The 21,825-nt window shown below is 69.4% G+C and carries 18 protein-coding genes and 3 pseudogenes; 11 read left to right on the top strand and 10 right to left on the bottom strand.

What is annotated here, in order from left to right; all coding sequences use genetic code 11:
- The first annotated feature begins 73 nt into the window (after positions 1 to 73).
- Positions 74 to 4,921: a DNA repair ATPase gene (locus ACZ3OF_RS02730; RefSeq protein WP_467302821.1), complete on the top strand. Its 4,848-nt coding sequence runs from the start codon at positions 74 to 76 to the stop codon at positions 4,919 to 4,921.
- Here the strand turns inward: ACZ3OF_RS02730 and ACZ3OF_RS02735 are convergent.
- The gene (locus ACZ3OF_RS02735) at positions 4,918 to 6,159 is read right to left on the bottom strand and encodes an NAD(P)/FAD-dependent oxidoreductase (protein WP_361666607.1); all 1,242 of its coding nucleotides are present in this window, start codon (positions 6,157 to 6,159) and stop codon (positions 4,918 to 4,920) included. The two genes, ACZ3OF_RS02730 and ACZ3OF_RS02735, sit on opposite strands and share 4 nt — an antisense overlap.
- Positions 6,160 to 6,683: 524 nt before the next feature.
- Here ACZ3OF_RS02735 and ACZ3OF_RS02740 point away from each other — a divergent pair.
- The 6 genes from ACZ3OF_RS02740 to ACZ3OF_RS02765 all read left to right on the top strand — a co-directional run bounded on the left by ACZ3OF_RS02740 (position 6,684) and on the right by ACZ3OF_RS02765 (position 12,315).
- A complete protein-coding gene (locus tag ACZ3OF_RS02740) occupies positions 6,684 to 8,222 on the top strand; it encodes an alanine/glycine:cation symporter family protein (RefSeq protein WP_361666605.1) in 1,539 nt (512 codons plus the stop codon).
- Between the two features lie 214 nt (positions 8,223 to 8,436).
- Positions 8,437 to 9,765 (top strand): Na+/H+ antiporter NhaA, encoded by a 1,329-nt coding sequence (gene nhaA, locus ACZ3OF_RS02745; RefSeq protein WP_467302275.1) that lies wholly within the window; start codon positions 8,437 to 8,439, stop codon positions 9,763 to 9,765.
- A gap of 5 nt (positions 9,766 to 9,770) precedes the next feature.
- Positions 9,771 to 10,022 (top strand): hypothetical protein, encoded by a 252-nt coding sequence (locus tag ACZ3OF_RS02750; RefSeq protein ID WP_361666602.1) that lies wholly within the window; start codon positions 9,771 to 9,773, stop codon positions 10,020 to 10,022.
- Positions 10,023 to 10,355: 333 nt separating this feature from the next.
- Positions 10,356 to 11,603, top strand: a complete 1,248-nt coding sequence (locus ACZ3OF_RS02755; RefSeq protein WP_467302278.1) for a cation:proton antiporter — start codon at positions 10,356 to 10,358, stop codon at positions 11,601 to 11,603.
- Positions 11,590 to 12,042 (top strand): CBS domain-containing protein, encoded by a 453-nt coding sequence (locus ACZ3OF_RS02760; protein WP_467302280.1) that lies wholly within the window; start codon positions 11,590 to 11,592, stop codon positions 12,040 to 12,042. The genes ACZ3OF_RS02755 and ACZ3OF_RS02760 overlap by 14 nt, the downstream gene beginning before the upstream one ends.
- 33 nt (positions 12,043 to 12,075) lie before the next feature.
- Entirely contained in the window at positions 12,076 to 12,315 is a 240-nt protein-coding gene (locus ACZ3OF_RS02765; protein WP_329113317.1) for a hypothetical protein, read from the top strand.
- Between the two features lie 6 nt (positions 12,316 to 12,321).
- Here ACZ3OF_RS02765 and ACZ3OF_RS02770 read toward each other — a convergent pair.
- A pseudogene (locus ACZ3OF_RS02770) lies at positions 12,322 to 12,810 on the bottom strand (nitroreductase family deazaflavin-dependent oxidoreductase).
- Between ACZ3OF_RS02770 and ACZ3OF_RS02775 the strand changes: the two are divergent.
- Entirely contained in the window at positions 12,798 to 13,310 is a 513-nt protein-coding gene (locus tag ACZ3OF_RS02775) for a hypothetical protein (RefSeq protein WP_467302283.1), read from the top strand. The pseudogene ACZ3OF_RS02770 and the gene ACZ3OF_RS02775 sit on opposite strands and share 13 nt — an antisense overlap.
- Here ACZ3OF_RS02775 and ACZ3OF_RS02780 read toward each other — a convergent pair.
- From ACZ3OF_RS02780 to ACZ3OF_RS02795, 4 genes and pseudogenes are all read right to left on the bottom strand, one after another.
- Entirely contained in the window at positions 13,268 to 13,795 is a 528-nt protein-coding gene (locus tag ACZ3OF_RS02780; protein WP_467302285.1) for a MarR family winged helix-turn-helix transcriptional regulator, read from the bottom strand. The genes ACZ3OF_RS02775 and ACZ3OF_RS02780 overlap by 43 nt on opposite strands.
- A 43-nt stretch (positions 13,796 to 13,838) precedes the next feature.
- Positions 13,839 to 14,851, bottom strand: a pseudogene (locus ACZ3OF_RS02785) (PP2C family protein-serine/threonine phosphatase).
- 295 nt (positions 14,852 to 15,146) lie between these two features.
- Positions 15,147 to 15,419, bottom strand: coding sequence for a twin-arginine translocase TatA/TatE family subunit (locus ACZ3OF_RS02790; RefSeq protein ID WP_361756994.1), 273 nt, complete (start codon positions 15,417 to 15,419; stop codon positions 15,147 to 15,149).
- Between the two features lie 42 nt (positions 15,420 to 15,461).
- Positions 15,462 to 15,836 (bottom strand): annotated as a pseudogene (locus ACZ3OF_RS02795) (TerD family protein); the annotation flags it as partial.
- Positions 15,837 to 15,976: 140 nt separating this feature from the next.
- Here ACZ3OF_RS02795 and ACZ3OF_RS02800 point away from each other — a divergent pair.
- From ACZ3OF_RS02800 to ACZ3OF_RS02810, 3 genes are all read left to right on the top strand, one after another.
- On the top strand, positions 15,977 to 16,381 hold the full coding sequence (locus ACZ3OF_RS02800; RefSeq protein WP_361666591.1) for a BlaI/MecI/CopY family transcriptional regulator: 405 nt from the start codon (positions 15,977 to 15,979) through the stop codon (positions 16,379 to 16,381).
- A gap of 4 nt (positions 16,382 to 16,385) precedes the next feature.
- On the top strand, positions 16,386 to 17,315 hold the full coding sequence (locus ACZ3OF_RS02805; RefSeq protein WP_361757003.1) for a M56 family metallopeptidase: 930 nt from the start codon (positions 16,386 to 16,388) through the stop codon (positions 17,313 to 17,315).
- Between the two features lie 234 nt (positions 17,316 to 17,549).
- Complete coding sequence (locus ACZ3OF_RS02810) at positions 17,550 to 18,617, top strand: TerC family protein (RefSeq protein ID WP_361666587.1); 1,068 nt, start codon at positions 17,550 to 17,552, stop codon at positions 18,615 to 18,617.
- Between the two features lie 428 nt (positions 18,618 to 19,045).
- Here ACZ3OF_RS02810 and ACZ3OF_RS02815 read toward each other — a convergent pair whose 3' ends face one another.
- The 4 genes from ACZ3OF_RS02815 to ACZ3OF_RS02830 all read right to left on the bottom strand — a co-directional run bounded on the left by ACZ3OF_RS02815 (position 19,046) and on the right by ACZ3OF_RS02830 (position 21,561).
- Positions 19,046 to 19,501, bottom strand: a complete 456-nt coding sequence (locus ACZ3OF_RS02815; protein ID WP_361757009.1) for a tellurite resistance TerB family protein — start codon at positions 19,499 to 19,501, stop codon at positions 19,046 to 19,048.
- 130 nt (positions 19,502 to 19,631) lie between these two features.
- Complete coding sequence (locus ACZ3OF_RS02820; RefSeq protein ID WP_467302823.1) at positions 19,632 to 20,273, bottom strand: redoxin family protein; 642 nt, start codon at positions 20,271 to 20,273, stop codon at positions 19,632 to 19,634.
- A 3-nt stretch (positions 20,274 to 20,276) separates the two neighbouring features.
- Entirely contained in the window at positions 20,277 to 21,269 is a 993-nt protein-coding gene (locus tag ACZ3OF_RS02825; protein ID WP_467302825.1) for a sporulation protein, read from the bottom strand.
- A 70-nt stretch (positions 21,270 to 21,339) separates the two neighbouring features.
- Entirely contained in the window at positions 21,340 to 21,561 is a 222-nt protein-coding gene (locus ACZ3OF_RS02830) for a hypothetical protein (RefSeq protein ID WP_361666584.1), read from the bottom strand.
- Between the last annotated feature and the right edge of the window lie 264 nt (positions 21,562 to 21,825).

Here is a 21,825-nt window from a genome sequence, read left to right on the forward strand (position 1 = left end):
GGAGGTGGCTGAGCTGCCACGGGGGTGCGGCTCAGCCACCTGAATCACCTTGCACACACAGGAGCTGGAGCAGATGGAGACCGGTATGGAGACCACGCTGGACGCCGGTACGTACGAGGTGCTGCGCGACCGGCTCGGAGCGCAGGCCGCCGAGCTGGCCCGTCGCGCGGAGATCTTGAACACGGCCCGTGTCACGGAGTTCGGCTCCACCGACCTCACCCTCACCGGCACCGAACGGATCCGTACCGAGAGCAACTGTGTCCCGCGTGACATCGTCGCCATCGGTGACCGTCTGCTCTTCGCCTACAATGCCTCCACGGGCCTCACCTCCGAGAAGGCCGTCGGTGACGTGCTCGCCCTCCACGACCGAGAGCTGAACCGGCTCCCCGACGGCGCTGTCCCCGGCCTGCTCGACGACCCGGCCTTCATCCGCGAGTTCTCGGCCCTGCACCGGTACTACCAGGGCGCGCGGCTGCTCCAGCTTCGCCATGTGGACGGCAGGCTGCTCGCCGTGTTCCAGATCGGCGAGCAGGCCGACGACATCCGCGTGCTGCGCTGGACCCTCACCCCGTCCGGCGAAGCACAGTTCCTGGACGCCCGAGGCGAGCGCGACCATGCCTTCCCCGCCCCGCAGGACTTCGAGTGGACCGAGACGACCCGCGACGACCACGTCCTCGGCCGCCACCCGCACGTCTCCATCGACGGGACGGTCTTCGTCTCCATCGTCGGCGGGACCCTCACCCTCAAGACGGAGAACGACACCGAGACCAGGGACGGCATCTACGCCGAGCCCGTGGACGAGCCGCTCCAGTCCCTCGCGGATGCCGAGGTCGCCCACGTCACGGTCGGCACGCTGATCCTCCTGCGTATCCGCCCGTACAAGGAGAAGACGCGGCGCCACCTGGTCTTCAACACGGTCACGAAGACCGTGGTCCGGCTCGACGGCATCGGTCAGTCCTGCCGACGGCTGCCCGAGGACCAGGGCATCGTCTTCCCCGGCGGGTACTGCCTGGCCACCGGCGCGGTGAAGACCTTCGACGCGGACACCGACGACCTGGAGTTCGAGCGCGCTGTGCGTTCGCCGAACGGCGAGGACGTGCTGTACGCGTTCCACGCCCGGGCCGAGGGCCGCAACCTGCTCCTCCCGTACAACCTGATCCGCAAGGAGATCGACTCGCCGCTCTCCTGCCGCGGCTACGCCCTCTTCGACGACGGCGCGCTGGTGGTCCTGCGCGGCGAGGCGTACGCGCCCACGCGGGTGCACCCGCTGCAGATCTGGCAGAGCCCGTACGTCTCCGCCACCCACGTCGCGCCCTCCGCGAACGGCCCGCTGGCCCGGATCGGCAACGCCGACCTGGTGCGCGGCATCTCCGACTGCCTGTCCGTCGCCCGCCAGGTCACCGAGACCACCCCGACCAGCGGCGTGTACGAGACCCTGCTCGCCGCCTGCACCCGCGCCACCGACCAGCACCACTGGCTCAGCGCCCCGGAGGCCGGCGACCTGCTCACCCCACTGCGCGAAGTGCGGACCACCGCCGAGCAGGTGCTGGCCGAGTTCGAGACCGTACAGACCCTGACGCGGCAGGCCGCCGACGCGCTGGCCGAGTCGGCCGCGGACATCGCCCGACTGGTACGCCGGATCCGGGGCGAGGCGCCGGCCTCCGCCCAGGAGTGGATCGGCCGCGTCACCGAACTCCGGCAGGCGCAGGGCCACCTGGTGACCCTGAAGGAGATGCGGTACGCCGACACGGAGCGCATCGACGTTCTGGCCGGGGACGTCGAAGCCGACATCGCCTCCACCGCGCAGCGCGCCGTCGCGTTCCTCGGGCGCGAGGACTCCTTCGCCGGTCACCATGGAGAGGTCGAGCGGCTCACCGCCGACGCCGAGGCGATCGCCACCGTCGCCGGTGCGGGCCCGGTCACCGATCGGCTGGAGGCACTGACCACCGGGCTCCAGACGCTCACAGAGGTCGTCGCCGGCCTCGACATCGGCGACGCGACGGTCCGCACCGCGATCCTGGAGCGGATCGCGGAGGTGCTGGGCGGGGCGAACCGGGCGGGGGCGGTGCTCTCCGCCCGTCGCCGGGAACTCCTCGCTCAGGAGGGACAGGCCGAGTTCGCCGCCGAGTTCGCGCTCCTCGCCCAGACGGTCACGGGCGCGCTGGCATCCGCCGACACCCCCTCGGCCTGCGACGACCAGCTCGCACGCCTCCTGCTTCAGTTGGAGAACCTGGAGTCGCGCTTCGCCGAGCACGACGGCTTCCTCGGCGAGATCGCCGACAAGCGCACGGAGGTGTACGAGGCGTTCTCGGCGCGCAGGCAGACCCTCCAGGACGCCCGAGCCCGCCGAGCCCAGCAGCTCGCGGACTCGGCGACGCGGGTCCTGGAGGCCGTCAACCGCCGGGCCTCGTCCCTGGAAAGCCTCGACGCGGTCCACACGTACTTTGCCTCGGACCCCATGGTCGCCAAGGTCCGCCGCACATCGGAGGAGCTGCGCGCACTCGACGACCAGGTACGGGCCGAGGAGCTCGACGGCCGGCTCGCGGCCGCCCGGCAGGAGGCCGGGCGCGCCTTGCGGGACCGCACCGAGCTGTACGTGGACGGCGGAGACACGATCCGCCTCGGCCGGCACGCCTTCGCCGTCAACCGGCAGACACCCGAACTGACCCTCGTACCGTACGAGGACACGCTCGCGTTCGCCCTCACCGGCACCGACTACCGCGCGCCGGTCACCGACCCGGAGTTCGCCGAGACCCGGCCGTACTGGGACCGATCGCTGCCCTCCGAATCGTCCGAGGTCTACCGCGCCGAGCACCTGGCCGCGCGACTGCTCACCGAGCACGGACCCGACGCCCTCTCGGGTGCGGATCTGCCCGCACTCGTCCGGCAGGCTGCCGAAGCCGCCTACGACGAGGGGTACGAGCGTGGCGTCCACGACCACGACGCGGCAGCGATCCTCACCGCACTACTCAGACTGCACGAGAACGCCGGACTCCTCCGACACCCGGCCACAGCACGTGCCGCCGCGCAGATCTTCTGGTCACACGGCACCACGGATGAGTCCCGCGCCTCGTGGACCCGCCGTGCCGCCTCGCTGGTCCGGGCCCGCGACACCTTCGGACTCGCCCCCACGATCGACACCGCCCGGGCGGAACTCGCCGCCGAGGTGGGAGACGCCGCAGCCGCCGCGTACCTCTTCGAGGAACTGGCCGCCGCCCCGGCCGGTTTTGCTGTGTCCGAGTCGGCCCGCACGTTCCTGGAGAAGTTCCGCCGGGCCGTCGGAAGCCCCATGTACGACGACGACCTTGCCGCTCTCGGGGACCTGTCCGCACGGCGGCAGGTGGTGGAAGGCTGGCTGACGTCCTACGCGGCGGCCTGCGGCGAGGAGATCGAGGACGGCGACCTTGCCGAGGCGGTCGCGATCGAGCTGTGTCCGGACCTGGAGCGCTACGACGCGCGTGGCACGACGGTCGCGAGGGTCACCGGCCTGCTCGGCACACACCCGCGAATCACCGACCGGACGCTGCCCTTGCGGCTGGACGAGTTCCTGGCGCGTACGGCGGCCTTCGCGGACCGCTTCGTGCCCGGCTTCCGGGCGTACCAGCAGCAGCGGACCGCCCTCGCCGCCGCCGAGCGCCGTCGGCTGCGACTGGACGGGTACCGTCCGCGGGTCATGTCGTCGTTCGTACGCAACCGGCTCGTCGACGAGGTCTACCTGCCCCTGATCGGTGGCAACCTGGCCAAGCAGCTCGGCGCGGCCGGTGACGCCAAGCGGACCGACAACAGCGGTCTGCTGCTGCTCCTCTCGCCGCCCGGGTACGGCAAGACGACGCTGATCGAGTACGTCGCCGACCGCCTCGGCCTGCTGCTCGTCAAGGTCGACGGTCCCGCCCTCGGCCAGGACACGACCTCGCTCGACCCCGCCGAGGCCCGGAGCGCCGCCGCCGGTCGGGAGCTGGAGAAGATCGCCTTCGCCCTGGAGGCGGGCAACAACGTCCTGCTGTACCTGGACGACATTCAGCACACGTCACCCGAGTTCCTGCAGAGGTTCATTCCCCTCTGCGACGCGACCCGGACCCTGAACGGCCACGACCTGCGGGGCAAGCGCTTCGCCGTGTGCATGGCCGGCAACCCCTACACCGAGTCCGGCCGGCTCTTCCGCGTCCCCGACATGCTCGCCAACCGCGCCGATGTCTGGAACCTCGGCGACGTCCTCACAGGCAAGGAGGAACCCTTCGCACTGAGCTTCGTCGAGAACGCCCTCACCTCGAACCCGGTCCTCGCACCTCTCGCCGGCCGCGAGCGGACCGACCTGGAACTCCTCGTGCGCCTCGCCGACGGCGACCCGGCCGCCCGCCGAGACGGGCTCGTGCACCCCTACGCCCCCGCCGAACTCGACCGCGTCCTCGCCGTCCTGCGCCACCTGCTGACCGCCCGCGAGACCGTCCTCGCCGTCAACGCGGCCTACATCGCCTCCGCCGCCCAGTCCGACGACGCCCGCACCGAACCGGCGTTCCGGCTCCAGGGCTCGTACCGGAACATGAACAAGATCGCGGCCCGTATCTCACCCGCCATGAACACCGCCGAACTCGCCGCCGTGATCGACGACCACTACACCGCCGAGGCCCAGACGCTCACCACCGAGGCCGAGGCCAACCTCCTGAAGCTCGCCGCGCTGCGGGGCACCCTCACCACCTCGCAGGCCGCCCGCTGGTCGGAGGTCACCACCGCCCACCTGCGCACCCAGGTACTTGGCGGCGCCGGAGAGGACCCGCTGAGCCGGGCGGTCGCCGCCCTCGGCCTGCTCGCCGACCGCATCACGGCCGTCGAAACGGCGATCACCCGGGCGACGGACCCGCGCCATCTGCTCGCCCGTCCGGTAGGAAGGCACGCGGCAGGACCGGCAGAAGCTTCCCGCTAGGCAGCGTGAGGTGCCTGATGCTCCATGCGTTCCTGCATATGTCCGAAGAACTCCTCCGGCCGCGTCACGCCGGCCGTCACTCGGGCGAACTCGTCCTGTGCCGAGCGGCTGCGGGACGCGGCGAGGAGCAGCTCCTGCATCTCGGGGGGCGGTGGTTCCAGCGTCGCGAACTCGGCCGTGAACTCGTACATGCTCATGACCTCGGAGTCCCTTGCCTCTTGGCAGGACCGCATGGCTTCGTCGAAAGGCCGGCGGCCGGCGAGCACGTCGTCGAGGGCCCGCGTGCACCGCTCCGCGTCCCGGAAGGCGTCCTGGATGCCCTGGGCGGTGATGGGGTCCTTCAGATACCCGGCGTCTCCGACGAGGATCCAGCCGGGTCCGTAGGGTTTGCGGAAGTAGTTGGGGATGGCCATGCCGACGAACCGTTCGGCCTGAGTGGCCTTCGAGACCCGCTCGGCGAAGGCCGGCGCGCGGGCCAGTGTGGCGTGGTAGCTGCCTTCGATGTCGCCGCGGTTGGCCTCGAAGTCGCGCATGGGCCACGCGCAGATGACCATCGTCAGGTCGTCGTTGGTGGGCCATGCGGCGAAGGCGCGGTCTTCGCGGTCGAACGCCTCGAATTGCCCGTACATCGGCAGGCCGGCCCAGTAGGTGTAGTAGTACGCGTTGATCTTCGGCTTCTCCGCATAGCCTGAGGCGGCCGTTGCCTTTGCGACGGTCGAGTGGAGTCCGTCCGCACCGACGACGATCCGTGCGTGGTCGGTGGCGGTCCTGCCGTCCTTGCCGTGCCCCTTGATTCCGGTGACCGTCCCGCCGTCGAAGAGGATCTCCTCGACGGTGAACCCCTCTCGGACCTCGGCGCCCGACTCTGCGGCGGAGTCGACGAGGATCTTGTCCAGGACCGTGCGGCGTGGGGCGTAGGAGACGTCGAAGCCCTCCCCGGCAGGGGACCCGGCGATGACGAAGGGGCCCAGGTCGAACGCATAGATGTCGATGGCGGGGCAGCCCGTTCCGACCACTCGGTCCAGCAGTCCCCAGCGTTGGAGCGCGGCCAGGCCGGGCGGATGGATCAGATGGGTGGAGATGGTGTCGCTCGGGAACGTCGCCCGGTCGACAAGGAGTACCCGGTGACCGAGGCGGGCCAGAAGCATGGCGGTCGGGGCACCCGCACACCGAGCGCCGACCACGATCACGTCGTAATCCTGGGTTCCGGCACCGGACACGCCGGCTGTGCTGGTCATGGACCTCACCTGCCGATCGAGCACACCGCCCGACGGAACTGTCTGCGGCCAGGCGGGGTGTCTGTCGCAGTTGCGGTGCGTCACTTCCACGCTAGACCAGGCTCGCGCGCCGTTCCCGCCGAGCCGTGGACGCCTGTCTGCGGGCCATCCCTCGTGAACAGGGGTGTTACGTACTCAAGCTCCTGACCTGCGGAGATAAATGCACTGTGAACGGACGCCGTGTCCGGATAACGGTCACGTCACGCTTGCTGGGACTTTCGAAGATCACCATGCGTTATGTGACGTCCGTCACGCTGCCTGTGGCGGATGTCGTGGTAGGAAAGCGCAACTTCGCAGGTGGAACCGCTCGTCGCCGCTCCTGCGCAGTGCCGGCACGCACCGGCAGCACGACCAAGGTGATCACGTTCCGAGTTCGTGGACGTCGACCCTCGGGTCGCCGATCGGACAACGGCGTTCGCTCAAAGCCCGCACATCCACCGGCGAAGCCTCCCGCACGCCGGTCCTGCGTTACTGAGGTCCCCATCGTGTCACTCGATTCCTTCACCCAGTCCGTCGACGAGGCCGTCAGCGGCTTCTTCGAGCCCATAGCCAAATGGCTGGGCGAGGTCGTCTTCTACTCCGTCCCTGTCGGTGGTACGGAGCTTCCCCTCATCGTGGCCTGGCTCGTCGTCGCCGGTCTGGTCTTCACTGGCTGGTTCGGCCTCGTGCAGCTGCGCAAGTTCAAGCTCGCCGTGAACGTGGTGCGGGGCAAGTACGACGAGAAGGGGTCGGCCGGTGAGGTCAACCACTTCCAGGCGCTGACCGCCGCCGTATCCGGCACGGTCGGACTGGGCAACATCGCCGGTGTGGCCGTCGCCGTCTCCATCGGTGGCCCCGGCGCCACGTTCTGGATGATCCTTTGCGGCCTGCTCGGCATGGCGACGAAGTTCGTCGAGGTCACCCTCGGTGTGAAGTACCGCGAGGTCCACGCCGACGGCACCGTCTCCGGCGGTCCGATGCACTACCTGCCCAAGGGCCTGGCCGAGCGCTTCGGTAAGAACGGCAAGACGCTCGGCAAGGTTCTCGCCGTGCTCGCCTCGTTCATGATCCTGTTCTTCGGCCTGTTCGGTGGCAACCTCTTCCAGGTCAACCAGTCCTATGCCCAGCTCGTCTCCGTCACCGGCGGCGAGAACGGCGCCCTGGGCTCCTCCGCCGGCGCGCTCTTCTTCGGCATCCTCATCGCCGCCCTCGTCGGCATCGTGCTCCTCGGCGGCATCCGCTCCATCGCCTCGGTGACCAGCAAGCTCGTTCCCGCCATGGCGGGCATCTACATCGCCGCCTGCCTCGTCGTCATCGCCGTCCACGTCACCGCCGTCCCCGCCGCGATCGCCACGATCATCGAGGGCGCCTTCAACCCTCAGGGCGTCGCCGGCGGTGTCCTCGGCGCGCTGATCATCGGCTTCAAGCGGGCCGCGTTCTCCAACGAGGCCGGTCTCGGCTCCGCCCCGATCGCCCACTCCGCGGTGAAGACCAAGCACCCCGCGAGCGAGGGTCTGGTCGCCCTGCTCGAGCCGTTCATCGACACGGTCGTCATCTGCACCATGACCGCGCTGACCATCGTCATCGCCAACCCGGCCAGCTATGTCGAGGTCCGTAAGGGCGGTGACTCCATCGGCGGCGTGACCATCACCTCCGACGCCTTCGCCACCGTCCTTCCCTGGTTCCCGTACATCCTGACCATCGCGGTCATGCTGTTCGCGATCTCCACCGTGCTGACCTGGGGCTACTACTGCATGAAGGCGTGGACCCACCTCTTCGGCCGCTCCAAGGCCAGTGAGTTCACGTTCAAGGTCCTCTACACGCTCTTCGCGGTGGCCGGTTCGCTGCTGACCCTGCAGACCCTCATCGACATGGCCGACGCGGTGCTCTTCATGCTCGCCGTCATCAACATCATCGGCCTCTACCTCCTCGCCCCGGTCGTCAAGCGGGAGCTGAACTCGTTCCTCGCCTTCGTGAAGAAGCGCGACGCCGGTCTCGACACGGACGAGGACGAAGACCAGGAGCCGGTGAAGACCACCGTCTGACCGCCCCCCGGCGGCCCGGTTCCTGAGAGGGCCCGCTCCCACCTCGCGCCTTGGTGGGGACGGGCCCTCTCGCCCCGTTCCAGCGTTCCAGCAGGTGAGAGACGCCTGGTGGGACCCCCGGCCACCCGATAGGGTGTTAAGAACGCATCAACACGATGCTGGTGTGCCGGGAAGTCTGGTCGGCGTCCGAGGGCCTGTGTGCCCGTTTGCCGACATGCCCCGGAGGTCCCTTCCCGTGACTCAGGCACGCCCCCGCAAAGTCATCTTCGGACTGCTGCCGTGGCCCGAACGTCAGGCCGTCACCGAAGCCCTGCGCACGGAGACCGTCGGCGGTCTGGTCCTCCTCGCGGCGGCCGTCGTCGCGCTGGTGTGGGCGAACAGTCCGTGGAGCGAGGCGTACGAGTCCGTACGGGACTTCCACTTCGGCATCCCCGCGCTGGGCCTGGACCTGTCTGTCGGGCACTGGACCGCCGACGGCCTCCTCGCGGTCTTCTTCCTCGTCGCGGGCATCGAGCTGAAGCGCGAGCTCGTCGTCGGCGAACTGCGTACCCCCGCCACCGCCGCCCTCCCCGTCGTCGCGGCCCTGTGCGGCATGGCGGTACCCGCGGCGCTCTATGCGCTCACCGCCGCCGCGGGCGGCGGAAGCCTCGACGGCTGGGCCGTGCCGATGGCCACCGACATCGCCTTCGCGCTCGCGGTCCTGGCAGTCATCAGCACCCATCTGCCGTCCGCGCTCAGGGCGTTCCTGCTCACGCTAGCCGTCGTCGATGACCTCGGTGCGATCCTGATCATCGCGATCTTCTTCACCTCGGACCTCAACTTCTGGGCGCTGGGCGGCGCGTTCGCCGGGCTCGCCCTCTTCTACACCCTCCAGCGCTTCCGGGTGCGCGGCTGGTGGTGGTACGTGCCACTCGGCATCGCGATCTGGGCGCTGATGTACAACTCCGGTGTCCACGCCACCGTCGCCGGCGTGGCCATGGGCCTGATCCTGCGCACCACCCGCGACAAGGGTGAGACAGCCTCCCCGGGAGCGCGAGTGTCGCACCTCGTCCACCCCGTCTCGGCGGGCGTGGCCGTCCCCCTCTTCGCTCTCTTCGCCGCCGGCGTCGGCATCTCGGGCGCCGCGCTGACCCACGTCTTCACCGATCCCGAGCCCCTCGGGGTCGTCGTCGGCCTCGTCGCGGGCAAGATCCTCGGCATCTTCCTCGGCACCTACCTGGCCGCGCGCTTCACCAGAGCGCAGCTCAACCCTGAGCTGGCATGGGCCGATGTCTTCGGACTCGCCACCCTGGCCGGAATCGGCTTCACCGTCGCCCTCCTGATCGGCGAACTCGCCTTCCCCGAACCGGCCGAAGCCGAGCACATCAAGGCGGCCGTCCTCGTCGCCTCGCTCATCGCCGCGGTCCTCGCAGCCGTCCTCCTGCGCCGCCGCAACCGCATCTACCGGCGTCTGTGGGAGGAGGAGGAACGGGACGAGGACGCCGACGGCATCCCCGACATCTACCAGACCGGCTCGCGCACCGGTGCGGCGAACGGAGGGTAGCGGCTGTGGGATCCGCAGTGCTCGGAGTGGCGATCATCATCGCCCTGCTGGTCATTCGTACGGCCGTCCACGAGCTGAGAGTTCCCGGGAGCGGGGCACGGCAGTGGGCGTTCCTCCGCGAGCCTCGGGCGCTCGCAGTGGGTGCGCTCACGGGGTCTGTTCTCGGCGCGATCGGCTGGGCGTCGATAGGCCCTGCGAGCATGCCGTGGGCGGTCCTCGCCGGACTGCTGGTCGCCGGCCTCGCTGCCCGGCCATGACACGAAGCGAGCGGCTCCGTGACGGTATCCCTCGGAGTGCTGCTGCTCGTACTCGAAGGCGGGGCCCTGTTCCGGGGCTTCGGGGGGGCGGAGACATCGGGGGACGATCTCGACGGCGGCTGTCGAGGATCGCTGGGCCGCCCCCGGTGAGGACCGAACCAGTGGCACATTGCCGCCTTCCGGCAAGCACAACCGCCTCCGGTTGCCCGTCAAGGACCTGTCAACATCGCGTAAGAAGCGCATAAGGTCGCTAGCGGTGTGCCGGGAAGCCTGGTCGGCGAAGCAGGGGGAGAGCTCTCTCTGTTCTTACGTGTCGATCGGGGGACTTCTGCCATGGTGCTCGTCGTCGTCTTCGGGGCCGCGCTCCTCATCGCGGTCCTGCTCTCCGGGCTCGCCGCCCGTACCGTCCTGTCGACCTCGCTGCTCTTCCTCCTCGGCGGGGCGCTGGTCAGTGACGGATTCCTCGGGCTGATCCACATCACTCCCGACAGTGAGATCGTGTCGGTCACAGCCGACCTCGCGCTGTTCGCCGTCCTGTTCACCGACGGGATGCACGTCTCCTTCGCCAAGCTCCGGGCCAACTGGCGCAACCCCGCCCGCGCGCTCGGCCTCGGTATGCCACTCGCGTTCGTGGGCACGGCACTGATCACCCACTACCTGGTGGGCCTGGATTGGACGACGTCGTTCCTCGTCGGAGCGGTCCTCGCGCCGACCGACCCGGTCTTCGCCTCGGCGATCGTGGGGCGCAAGGAGGTTCCGGCCCGGCTGCGTGAACTGCTCAACGTGGAGAGCGGCATCAACGACGGACTCGCGCTGCCAGTCGTCCTGATCCTCATCGCCGCAGCCGGTCCGAGCTCGCCCCATGCCGAGGCGTCCCTCGGCATGATCGGCCTGGAGCTGGGCCTTGGTCTCGTATTCGGTGTCCTGATGCCGCTGATCGTCAGCGGGCTCGTAAGGTTCCGGCTGCTGGGGGCCGAGCCCAAGCTCCAGCCCCTGTTGCCGCTGGCCATCGGCGTCATCCTGTACGCCGCCTGCCACCTCACCCACGCCAACCCCTACCTCGCCGCCTTCTCCGCGGGGGCGGTCCTCGCAGCCGTCTCGCCAGAGTCCCAGAAGGCGTTCGAGCCCTTGGGCGAGTCGCTGGCCGAGCTCGCCAAGTTCGCCGCTCTCTTGGTGTTCGGGGCGCTGCTCACCCCGCAGCTCTTCGGGGACCTGTCTCTCGGCGGGTACGTGGCGGTGATCCTCGCGATCGTGCTGATCCGCCCCGCGTCACTGCTCCTGTCGCTGCTGGGCACGAGGATCGACCGCCGGGAGAAGCTCGTCGCGGCCTGGTTCGGCCCGAAGGGATTCGCCTCGGTCGTCTACGGACTGCTGGTCCTCCAGGCCGGCGTCCCGCAGGGCCAGGAGGCGTACACCCTCATCGCCGTCTGCATCGCCTTCTCGATCATCGCCCACAGCAGTACGGACGTCCCGATTGCCCGCCTGTTCCACGTGGACGACCTCGTCGAGGCCGGCGGCGCGGGGGCAACGACACGCGCAACGATCACCACCACGGAAGCGAGCACTCATGCACGCACGTGACCTCGCTCGCCGTTGCGCTTCCGTGTCCGCCGACGAGTCCGTGCTCCGAGCCGCCGAGCTCCTGGCCGGCGACGAGGCGCTCGCCCTCCTGGTGGTGACGCGGGAGGGCCATCCGATCGCGTTCATGGAAGGGCATCACCTCCTGGCAGGGATGCTGCCCGATTCGGTGCGTGAAGACCCTCTGCGTGCCGCTGTGCTCGCCGGCCGCCTCGACGGCGAAGTCCGCCAGAACATGGCCGCGTTGACGGTCGCCGATGTCCTGCCCCGGCGGCGTCCCGCCCTCGCCCTCGTCAGCCCGCACGCCTCACCCCTGCAGATGGCCGCCGTCATGGCCCGGAGCGGCAGCCCCGTCGCCGCCGTCGTCGAGTACGACGGCGACGGCCACCCGAGTCTGCTGGGGACGGTCACAGCAGCCACGCTGCTCGCCCACTTCCGCTGACCATCTCGATGCCCGACTACGGAGGAACGTCCTGTGAATCACGATGACGAGCCCGTCTTCAAGAAGAGCTCATGGGGGACGAACCGCTACACCTACAACCCCCGCAACCCCATCGGCCTCGGGCTGATCATCGCCAGCTCGGTCTTCGCCATCCTCATGCTCGTGATGATGGAGAACCGTGCCGGGCCCTTCGCTCCGTCACCCACGCCGACCTGGAACCCGCCCACGTACACGTACGAACCGCCGACGTACGCACCCTCCGCACAGCCGTGAGACGCCTCAGCGGTCGGCGGCCTCCAGCCGGACGAACGGGATCTGCTCACCCGCCGCGCGGTAGGCGGCCTCGCTGCCGTCGACCGTGAAGCCCATGTAGCGGCAGAGCGCGCGTGCGGCCCGGGGGTGCCGGCGGGCGTATTCGGCCAGATCCGACCTCCTTCCTCCGGGGCGGGGAATCGCGCGGTGACCACCTGGTAGTGGCGTCCGAACTGGATCGTCGCCTGAGGAGTGCTGCGGAGGTTCCGGTACCACTGGGCATCCGGACCGAAGCCGGAGGCGACGGTCCAGGTGTCGTGGAGGTGGTCGCGGTCGACCACTTCCAGGACCACCTCACGCGACTGGCCCGACTTTCGGCCCGTGTGGATGAGAAGGAGCAGTCTCCCTCCGAAGAGAGGGCCGAGCCCGCCCGCCTCGTTAGAGGTGGATCGGAAGCCGGGCGAGGCGGCGCCTCCAGCCTGAGGGAGGGCGGGGACGTCGAGGTGCGGGGGACATCTGACGGTTCTCCTGGCGCGAGGGCGAGTGCCTGGCGGCTCGGTTCGGTAACAGCTGGGTGGCTGGTATTACTCGTCGAGGCGTTCGTCGCGGTCCTCGCGGTCCTCGGTGCCCTGCTCGCCACTGGTGTTGCCGGTGTCGCGGCGGAGGCGGTGCTGACCGGGGCGGGACGTACCCAGGACGTCGTCGTGACCACAGTCGCGTACGAGCCGGCGGGCAACCCCGCCTACTACTGCTCCGTCCGGCGGCAGGACGGCTCTCCGGTCGAGACGAGGCTGTGGAGAGGCTGTGGCCCCTCGGTGACCCCCGGGGACTTGATCGGCATGGTCTACGACCCGGCGGGCAGGGTGGCCCCGCGAGGTGTCGCCGGGCCCGGCAACCTGCTGCGGGGCGCTGTCGCGTCCGTGCTGCTCCTCTTCGCGTTCGCCGTGGTCTGTTTTCTCGCCGTCGTACGGTCCTACCGTGTGCCGTCCACCGGATCGGTCCAGCCGAGGGGATGAGGGCCCATGCCGCCTTCGTCGACGGGCAGTTCCTGTCCTGCCGCGTTGAAGGCGTCGAGCGCCTCCACGAGGGCGCTCCGCCGGGCCGGTTCGAGCCGCCGCAGGACATCCGTGATCTCCGCCCGCCGACGGGCAGTCACGTCCTGGACGACACGGCTTCCCTCCTCGGTGAGGCTCAGCTCGGTCTCCCGGCGGTTGTCCGGGTTCGTCCGACGGTGCATCAGGCCGGAGGCGATCAGCCGGTCCACCATTCGCATGGCGGTGGACGGCTGCACGCCGAGATGGTCCGCCAACGCCACCAGCTTCGCCGGGCCGTGAGTGGACAACACCACGAGCATCCGGAACTGAGGCAGGGTGATGCTGTCCTCGACCGTCGCGAGCGACCGGGCCGATAGCGCTACGAGCAGCCGCGACGCGGTCAGCACCGCACGCGTGACGGCCTCGATGTCGTCCTGGACCGGGCCGGTCTCCTTGTGCTCTCGCATACGGACCTTTGTACCGCTTGCTGTAGAGAGGGCCGAGACCGGCTCAGTTCGTCGTCTCGTGTGAGCGGTAACGCAGCAGCAGCATCGCCGCGTCGTCCCCGAGCGGCCCGCCGGCGTGCGCGACGATGTCGCCGTGCAGGGCGTCGAGCGCGAGCTCCGGGCTGTCGGCCTTCAGCAGATGGAGCCGGGAGGCAAGGGGATAGAACTCCCCCTGGCCGTCGCGTGCTTCGGTGACACCGTCCGTGTACAGCAGCAGCTGGTCACCGGGGTGGAACACCGTCCTCAACATCTCGGGGCCCACCGCTCCGTGGAGGCCGAGCCCGAGTGGCAGTGCGCGCTTCTTCGGATCGAGGAACTGCGCCGAGCCGTCCGCATGGACAAGCAGGGGTGAGGGGTGACCTAGTTGAGCAGAGCCATCGTCCGGTCCTCCCGAATCTCGGCGATCACCGCTGTGACGAATCGCTCCCCGCTCAGGGCTCGGTTCATGGCCCGCTCCAGCCGGGTGCTGACGCCGTGAGATCGGGCTCGTCGTGGGCGGCTTCGCGGAATGCCCCGAGCAAGTCGGCCGCCGCCTCGACCGAGTCGAGCCCTTTGCCCTGGACGTCGCCGACGATGACCCGTACACCACCGGGCGACGTGACGACCTCGTACAGGTCGCCGCCGATGCGTGCCTCGGCGACGGCGGCCGTGTACGAGAAAGCGGCACTCAGCTCGCCGGCGGTCCGGGGCACAGGGCGGAGCAGGACCCGCTGCGCCACCTCGGCGATCGAGCGGACGCTCGCCAGCTCGGCCTCGCGGCGCTCACGCATGACGGCCGCGAGCAGGCCGGCGGCGGTGACCTCGGCCACCGAGACCAGTGCCGTCGTACCGCGGCGCCCGGGAAAGAGACCGTCGTGCCAGCCCAGCGCCAGGCACAGCACGAGGGCCATCGCTCCGATCGCGGCGGTACGGCGCGGTCCGCCGGTGAGTCCGGCGAAGGCGGGTCCCGGCGCGACCAGGGGCAGCAGGCCGACGGTCCGGCCCGGCGGTGACGTCGGCGAGCGCGGTGATCGCCATGACGAGACAGGGGAGAACGGACAGTGCGCGTGTTCCGGCTGGCGGCGGGTTGGACAAGGTGCTCCCCGGGGTCCGGTGGTGGCACCCTCGGCGCCCGCCCGACACCGTCCCGTGCGACGGACCCGACGAAAGTGCCTGGCCCCGGCACACCGCGTCGCGCCACCTACGACGTGGTGCCTTGGTCGCTTCGCTTGTGCGTCAGGCCCGTGCAGCCGAGAGCCTTCTTCGCCTTCGGCACGAAGTCCAGGGTGAAGGACTCGATGTCGCCCTGGGGGACGGGCAGGCAGGGGTTCTGTCAGGGGCGGACGCTCCCCGTGGTGGGTCCGGGTGAGGCGTCGGTGCGGTGCGTCCCGGAGGTGCCTTGCTGAGCCGGGTCCTGAACCGGTCGGCTCTCGGTGACCTGGTAGGTGGCCTCCTGGGCGGAGCCCTGGCTCTTCATCGCCTTCGACTCGCTCTTGAGGATGCGGGCCGCCTTGCCCGCGTTACGGGCCAGCTCCGGCAGCTTCTTGGCGCCGAGAAAGACGATGACGACGATCAGGAGGATCGCTATCTCGCTGATTCCGAACACTGTCTTCCGCTCTCTGGAGGGGTGGCCATCTGGCTCGGTGTCTCAGACGCTGACGCCGAAGTCCGTCGCGATTCCGGTGAGTCCGGAGGCGTATCCCTGGCCCACGGCGCGGAACTTCCACTCGGTGCCGTGACGGTAGAGCTCGCCGAAGATCATCGCGGTCTCGGTGGCGGCGTCCTCGGAGAGGTCGTAGCGGGCGAGTTCGGCGCCGCCGGCCTGGTTCACCACGCGGATGAAGGCGTTGCGGACCTGGCCGAAGCTCTGACCGCGGTTCTCGGCGTCGTGGATGGAGACGGGGAAGACGATCTTCGTTATGTCGGCGGGTACGGCGGCCAGGTCGACCTTGATGGCCTCGTCGTCGCCGTCGCCCTCGCCGGTGAGGTTGTCGCCCGTGTGCTCGACCGAACCGTCCGGGCTGGAGTGTCGCGGTGGTCCGCGTCCCCTTGCCGTAGGGCATCGTCACCAACACCACAGAAACAGAAGCGGGCAGGACCGTGTCGTCTCAGTACGATGAACCGCCCCACAATGGCGGTACGAGTCGGCGGGAGGGTGGCGGCATGACGGAACACAAGCGGGAGGGGCGCGACACGCCTCCCCGGCGGCGGGGCCAGGGCGAACTCGAAGCGCAGGTGCTGACCGCCTTGCGCCAGGCACCTGGTGCCCGCACCGCAGGATGGGTGCAGGAGCGCCTCGGCGGTGACCTCGCCTATACGACCGTCATCACGATCCTGACGCGCCTGCACATCAAGGGTGCGGTGAGCAGGGAGAGGGCGGGCCGGTCGTTCGAGTGGACGGCGGTCGCCGACGAGGCGGGACTCGCGGCGCTCCGGATGCGGAAGGTCCTGGACGCCGAGGCGGACCGGGAGGCAGTGCTTGCCAGCTTCGTGACGGCGCTCTCGCCCCGGGACGAGCGCCTGCTGCGTGACTTGCTGGCTCAGGAGCCCGAGGAGAAGGAAGGCTGACGGCATGGGGGTCTTCGTCTTCCTGCCGCTGGTCCTGCCCTTGACGGCATGGCCGGTCGCACGTCTTGCCGCGCACCACCTGCATCCGCGGATGGCCACCTGGCTGCTGACCGGTGTCTCGGGAGTGCTCGCCGTATGCAGCACACTGTGCCTGGCACTGCTGATGGTCGTCGGCACCGCGCAACTGCCTGGCAACCCGCTGCCGGACGGCTGGTCCGACCCTGAGGTCCGTGCGGCCGTCCCCTACGACGAGGTCGCGGGCAAGGTCGCCATCCCCACCCTGATCGCCGTTCTCGCCTCCTGCGCCAGGACGGCGTGGCGGCGCCACCGCGTACGCCACCGTGCCGGCCGGGCGCTGGCGGGCCTGCCCGCCACATCGGTCGTGGTGCTGCCCGACGAGACGCCGTACGCGTACGCCCTCCCGGGCCGGAAGAACCGCGTCGTGGTCACGACCTCGATGCTCGCCACGCTGACCGGGCCTGAGCGCCGAGCGCTGTTCGCCCACGAGCGTGCCCATCTGGATGCTTGCCACCACCGATTCCTGCTGACTGTGCAGCTCGCCGCGCGGGCCAACCCGTTCCTGCGGCCCCTGCGTACGGCGGTCACGTACACCACCGAGCGGTGGGCGGACGAGGAGGCCGCCACCCGGATCGGCAGCCGCCGCACCGTGGCCCGGGCGGTCGGCAAGGCCGCGCTGGTCTCCCGGGGCGCGCCGTCCGTGACGCTCGCGGGATTCGCCTCGGCCGGACCTGTCCCGCGCCGCGTCGCGGCCCTGATGGGCCCTGCTCCCGCCGCACGCCTCTGGCCGTCCTTGTTCACCACCGCCGGCCTGGCCGCGTGGGGCGCGGCGGCCGGCACGACGGTCTCCGCACTCTCCTCGGCGAACTCGGCCGTCACGCTTTTCCTGATCCTCAAGGCGGCTACCCCGCTCTAGGGCCGTCCCGTAAGTGATCTCGCTGTCCGGTGTTCCTGAGCACGGCTGTCGCGCTTCATCGAGCTCAAGACCGACCCGGGCATCCCGGGGCTGGCGCTGCCCGCAGACCTTTGCACCGGCCGGCCGGCGGCCCGGTCCACGCCATGATCCAGCGTCGGCCGCGCCTCGAGACGTGCCATGCCGCAGAATCGAAGGTAGGGGCCGGCGCGGCGTCGGCCATGGGGAATGGCCGACATGCTCGATGTCCCGCTCTGGCTGTGGGCAGCGTTCGCCATCACGGTGGTGGTGTCGCTGGCCGTGGACCTGCTGGCCCACCGCACGGCGCATGTCATCGGGTTCAAGGAGGCCGCCGCCTGGAGCGGGCTGTGGGTCGGCCTCGCTCTGATCTTCGGCGCCGTCGTCTTCGTGGTCCTCGGCACGACCGCGGGAACCGAGTACACCACCGCCTGGCTACTGGAGAAGAGCCTGTCGGTCGACAACCTGTTCGTCTTCGCCGTGATCTTCGCCTACTTCAGGGTCCCCCGCGCCTACCAGCACCGGGTCCTGTTCTTCGGCGTCATCGGCGCCCTGGTCTTCCGTGGCGTCTTCCTCTCCCTCGGTGTCGCCGTGGTCAGCCGCTTCACCGCCGTCCTGTTCGCCTTCGCCGCCGTTCTCTTCTACAGCACTTACAAGCTCCTCAAGGAGGAAGAGGACACCTTCGACCCCGGCAGGAGCTTCGCCGTCCGGGCCCTCAGGAAGGTCATCCCCGTAAGGGACGAGTACGCCGGTGCGAAGTTCTTCGTCAAGGAGGCCGGTAAGCGCGTCGCCACGCCCCTGCTCGCCGTGGTGGCCGCGATCGAGGCAGCCGACCTGATCTTCGCCGTCGACAGCGTCCCGGCCGTCCTGGCGGTCAGTGACGACGCCTTCATCGTCTACACCAGCAACGCCTTCGCGATTCTGGGCCTGCGAGCCCTGTACTTCATGCTCTCCGGCCTTCTGGACCGCTTCCACTACCTCAATACCGGCCTCGCCATCATCCTGTCGTTCATCGGCATCAAGCTCATCCTCCAGGCGTCCCACAAGTTGATCAGCCCCGCGATCCCTGAGATCCCCTCCCCGGTGAGTCTGGCCGTCATCGTCGCCGTCCTGGCTGCCTCGGTCTTCCTCAGCATCCGTCGGCCCGACACGCCTGAGCCCGATCGGCCTCAGGACGCAAGCGGTGATCACCAGGCCGTCGGTCCCGGCCCGGACGACGACACCCCTCAGCCGGGTGACCCCAGCGGTACCGGGCCCGACGAGCAGCCGGACCCACCGACGTCCTGAGAAACAGACAGGCCCCACGATCATGCCCGATCCATCGATAAGCGACTATTGTTAAAGAATGGGCAAAAAAGAGCACGAGACCGGGCCGCGAGGCTCGCTGCATTGCCCGGTCTGCAATCACCGTGTAGACGCGATCATCAAGGGGCGGCACAAGTCGCTCGGGGTCTACGTGCCGGCGTGGACCCCAGGCCCCTGCCACAACCCCGACTGTCCCGAGCGCGTGTCGGACCCTGAGCGGACCAAGGCCCAGGGTTGGCCGTAGAGGGTCTACTCGGGGAGGCGGGCGGCCGGGTCGCGCTCGGCGACGTGGCCGCGGTCGGGGTGCCGCCCTCCGGGATCCTGCAGCGTCCACAGAACGCCGCGGTCAGTGGCGGGTGGAAGGGCGAGGGCTCGCGACGACGGGACGAGCCCCCACCCTGGACGGGCGACTACAGGTCGAACTCGTGCGGCGGGAGGTCGAGGGCGAAGCACGCCTCCCGTACGACCGCCTGCTCGTCCTTGTCGAAGTCGCCGTCGGCACCACCGATGATGATGCCGATCTGGATGACGGCGCGGGCCTCGGCGGGCTTCTTCTTCGCCTTGGCCACCTCCTGCAGGACGCTGACCTTGCCGAAGTCGAAGTCCGCGGTGAGCTTGTTGCAGTTGTCGTCGAAGCGGCGCTGGAGGTCCTGCGCGGGGAAGTTCTGCAGCACCTCGTTGTTCATGATGAGCTGGGCGACCTTCTGCCGCTCAGAGGGGTCGATGTTGCCGTCGGCGGCGGCGACGAGCGCGCACATCGCCATGCTGGCGTCCCGGAAGGCGCCGCTCTTCAGGTCGTTCTTCCTCGCCATGAGCTGGGTCTGCATCGTCGATGCGGACTCCTTGATGCGGTCCCACAGGGCCATTTCAGAACTCCCTTACGTGTCGGAGGCGGTCCAGGCCGGATGGGGGGACGGCCCGGACCGCCCACATCTTCTACATTGATGTAGAAGCTATCAGGGTGGTGCATGATCGGCGTCGTTCCGGTCAACTCCGCTAGGCCCACGACATGAGAGGGGTGACCTCCTTGGCGAGTCGTCCGTCGAGGTCCGGGCCGCGAACGACGACCTCCCCCGCCGAGTCGAGCAGTTCGTACGCACCTGGCCCGGTGATTCCGAACCGTTCCCAGATACGCCGATCCGGATCCGTCAGGTGGCGCACATGTCGCGTGCCCGTGGAGGCGATGAACCCGTCCATGAAGGCAGCCCCTCCTGCCCTGGCGATGCCGACGACGTTGACCTCTCCTTCGTACAAGTCTGCCGTCATCACGGTCTCGGGGCCCTGGGCGCGGCACTTGGCGCACGACGGCTTCCAGAACCACAGAGCCGTGGGCTTGCCCGCGAGCTGTGAAGCCTCGAACGGACGTCCGTCGCGAGCTGTGGCGGTGAATCGGAGGGCGTCCGGGACGACGCCCGGTTTCGCACCGCCGGCGGGCGCGTGGCGGGCTCCTGGGAGAGGGGTGGCGTCCCTGTCCCCCCGAGCTTGAAATCTGCAGTCCCGTAGAGGTGGAGCCGGTGGACGCGTACCGGAAGACCCGGGTGGACGTACGGTGTGGAGCTTCGGCGGTCGTGGGGAGGGCCCGCGGCCGGAAGCGGTCGCGGGCCCAGGGGTATCCGGGCGTGCGCCCGTCAGGCCGATATCTCAGCCTTCGCCGCCTTCCTCCTCGTCGCCCTCGAAGAAGTCGCCGATCTCGTCGACGGCTTCGGCCGCGACCATTCCGCCGACGACACCGACGGCGATCCCTGCCGCACCTGCCGCGACCGCCGTGCCCATGCCCGGCCCGGAGCGGCGCCCGTGCCCGTCACCGTGGCTGTGACCGTAGGCGTCGTGGGATCCGTAGGAGGAGTGCGATCCGTACGAGGCGCGGTGCTCGATGAGTTGCCTCATCCAGGATTCGGCCTCGGCGTTCCAGTTGACCTGCTCGACGCCGTGGTGGCTGACCGTGTAGCGGTTGACGGCGTCGTGGCCCTCGGAGAGGAAGCCGCCGCGTTTGTCGGCCTCCAGGACGACCTCCATTCCGGCCGGTCCGGCGAGGAAGGTCACCTCGATCTCGTTCACCTGATGCGCGTACTGCGGCGCTGGGGTGATCTCGATCTCCTGGTAGAACGGCAGCTGCTGGCCGGTGCCCCGGATGTGGCCGAGTTCGAGGTCGGCCGACTTGAAGCCGAAGCCGAGCTGGCCGAGCGCTTCGAGGATTGCCTCCTGGACGGGCAGTGGCCGTACCGCGAGCGGGTCGAGATCGCCCTTGTCCTTCGCGCCGGCGACGCCGAGCTCGGTCCGTACGCCGAGGGCGATGCCGAGGCCCTGGCCGTACAGCTCGGTGATCGGCGTCTCCCAAGGCAGGCTCACCGTGAACGGGACACTGCGCTGCTCGCCCTCGGCGAGACGGAGGTTGCCACCGACGGTGAAACGGTCGAACACGACCATGCCTTCGGACTCCCCGTCCTCGTGCTCGGCCTCGACGCGGGCCACCAGTTCGAGGGTGATGTGCTCGATCGTGAAGTCGGTGTCGCCGCCCTTCAGATGGACCTGACCGGTCAGGCTGCCGCCCGGCGTCACGGTGCCGGGGTCGAGAACCGTGTCCACGGCGGGGCCGCCGATGCCGAGGGATCCGAGCAGCCGCTTGAACACCATCGTGGCGTTCACTCCTTCTTGTGTACGTGTGTTTCCGAGGACGCAGCCGGCGCACCGGCGCGGTGTGCCGTTACTTGCCGGACGTGTCCAGGCCGACGAGGGCCTGGGCCCAGCGGACATACTTCAGATCGGCGAGGTCCGCGATCGTCTTGACCCCGAACGCCTCCTGAAGGAGGTCGCCGTCGCGGTCCGACACGCCCTTGAGAGCAGCGACGGGTGCCGCGAGGATCTCGGGCAGGTTCTTGTCCGCCCACGCCTTGTCCAGCATGTTGTCCAGGTCGATCGAAGCCATGACAGCCCTCTCAGGGGTAACGGATGAGCCCGTGGACTGGATCCGCCCGCCGACGCGTGCGTGAGCCGGGCCCCGTGCCCTCTACATGACTGTAGAAGAATAGGGGTCGGGTGCCTCAACGGAAGGGCGCCCAGAGGTGCTTCGGAGAGAAAGTCCGAAAGATGCGTGTGGAGAAGGGCAGGGGCCGGCTCCGCCGCGAGGAGGGTGGCGACGTGACGGACGAGTCCCGGGTCCACCAGCACTCCGTGCCCTGACGAGGAGACA

This window comes from Streptomyces sp. NPDC022552, assembly GCF_055561875.1.

What these genes read in the sequence shown, in the direction of transcription:
- ACZ3OF_RS02730 (WP_467302821.1), top strand. Translation starts at nt 74, where the DNA reads ATGGAGACCGGTATGGAGACCACGCTGGACGCCGGTACGTACGAGGTG.
- ACZ3OF_RS02735 (WP_361666607.1), bottom strand. Translation starts at nt 6,159, where the DNA reads ATGACCAGCACAGCCGGCGTGTCCGGTGCCGGAACCCAGGATTACGAC.
- nhaA (WP_467302275.1), top strand. Translation starts at nt 8,437, where the DNA reads ATGCCCCGGAGGTCCCTTCCCGTGACTCAGGCACGCCCCCGCAAAGTC.
- ACZ3OF_RS02755 (WP_467302278.1), top strand. Translation starts at nt 10,356, where the DNA reads ATGGTGCTCGTCGTCGTCTTCGGGGCCGCGCTCCTCATCGCGGTCCTG.
- ACZ3OF_RS02760 (WP_467302280.1), top strand. Translation starts at nt 11,590, where the DNA reads ATGCACGCACGTGACCTCGCTCGCCGTTGCGCTTCCGTGTCCGCCGAC.
- ACZ3OF_RS02780 (WP_467302285.1), bottom strand. Translation starts at nt 13,795, where the DNA reads ATGCGAGAGCACAAGGAGACCGGCCCGGTCCAGGACGACATCGAGGCC.
- ACZ3OF_RS02800 (WP_361666591.1), top strand. Translation starts at nt 15,977, where the DNA reads ATGACGGAACACAAGCGGGAGGGGCGCGACACGCCTCCCCGGCGGCGG.
- ACZ3OF_RS02805 (WP_361757003.1), top strand. Translation starts at nt 16,386, where the DNA reads ATGGGGGTCTTCGTCTTCCTGCCGCTGGTCCTGCCCTTGACGGCATGG.
- ACZ3OF_RS02810 (WP_361666587.1), top strand. Translation starts at nt 17,550, where the DNA reads ATGCTCGATGTCCCGCTCTGGCTGTGGGCAGCGTTCGCCATCACGGTG.
- ACZ3OF_RS02815 (WP_361757009.1), bottom strand. Translation starts at nt 19,501, where the DNA reads ATGGCCCTGTGGGACCGCATCAAGGAGTCCGCATCGACGATGCAGACC.
- ACZ3OF_RS02825 (WP_467302825.1), bottom strand. Translation starts at nt 21,269, where the DNA reads ATGGTGTTCAAGCGGCTGCTCGGATCCCTCGGCATCGGCGGCCCCGCC.
- ACZ3OF_RS02830 (WP_361666584.1), bottom strand. Translation starts at nt 21,561, where the DNA reads ATGGCTTCGATCGACCTGGACAACATGCTGGACAAGGCGTGGGCGGAC.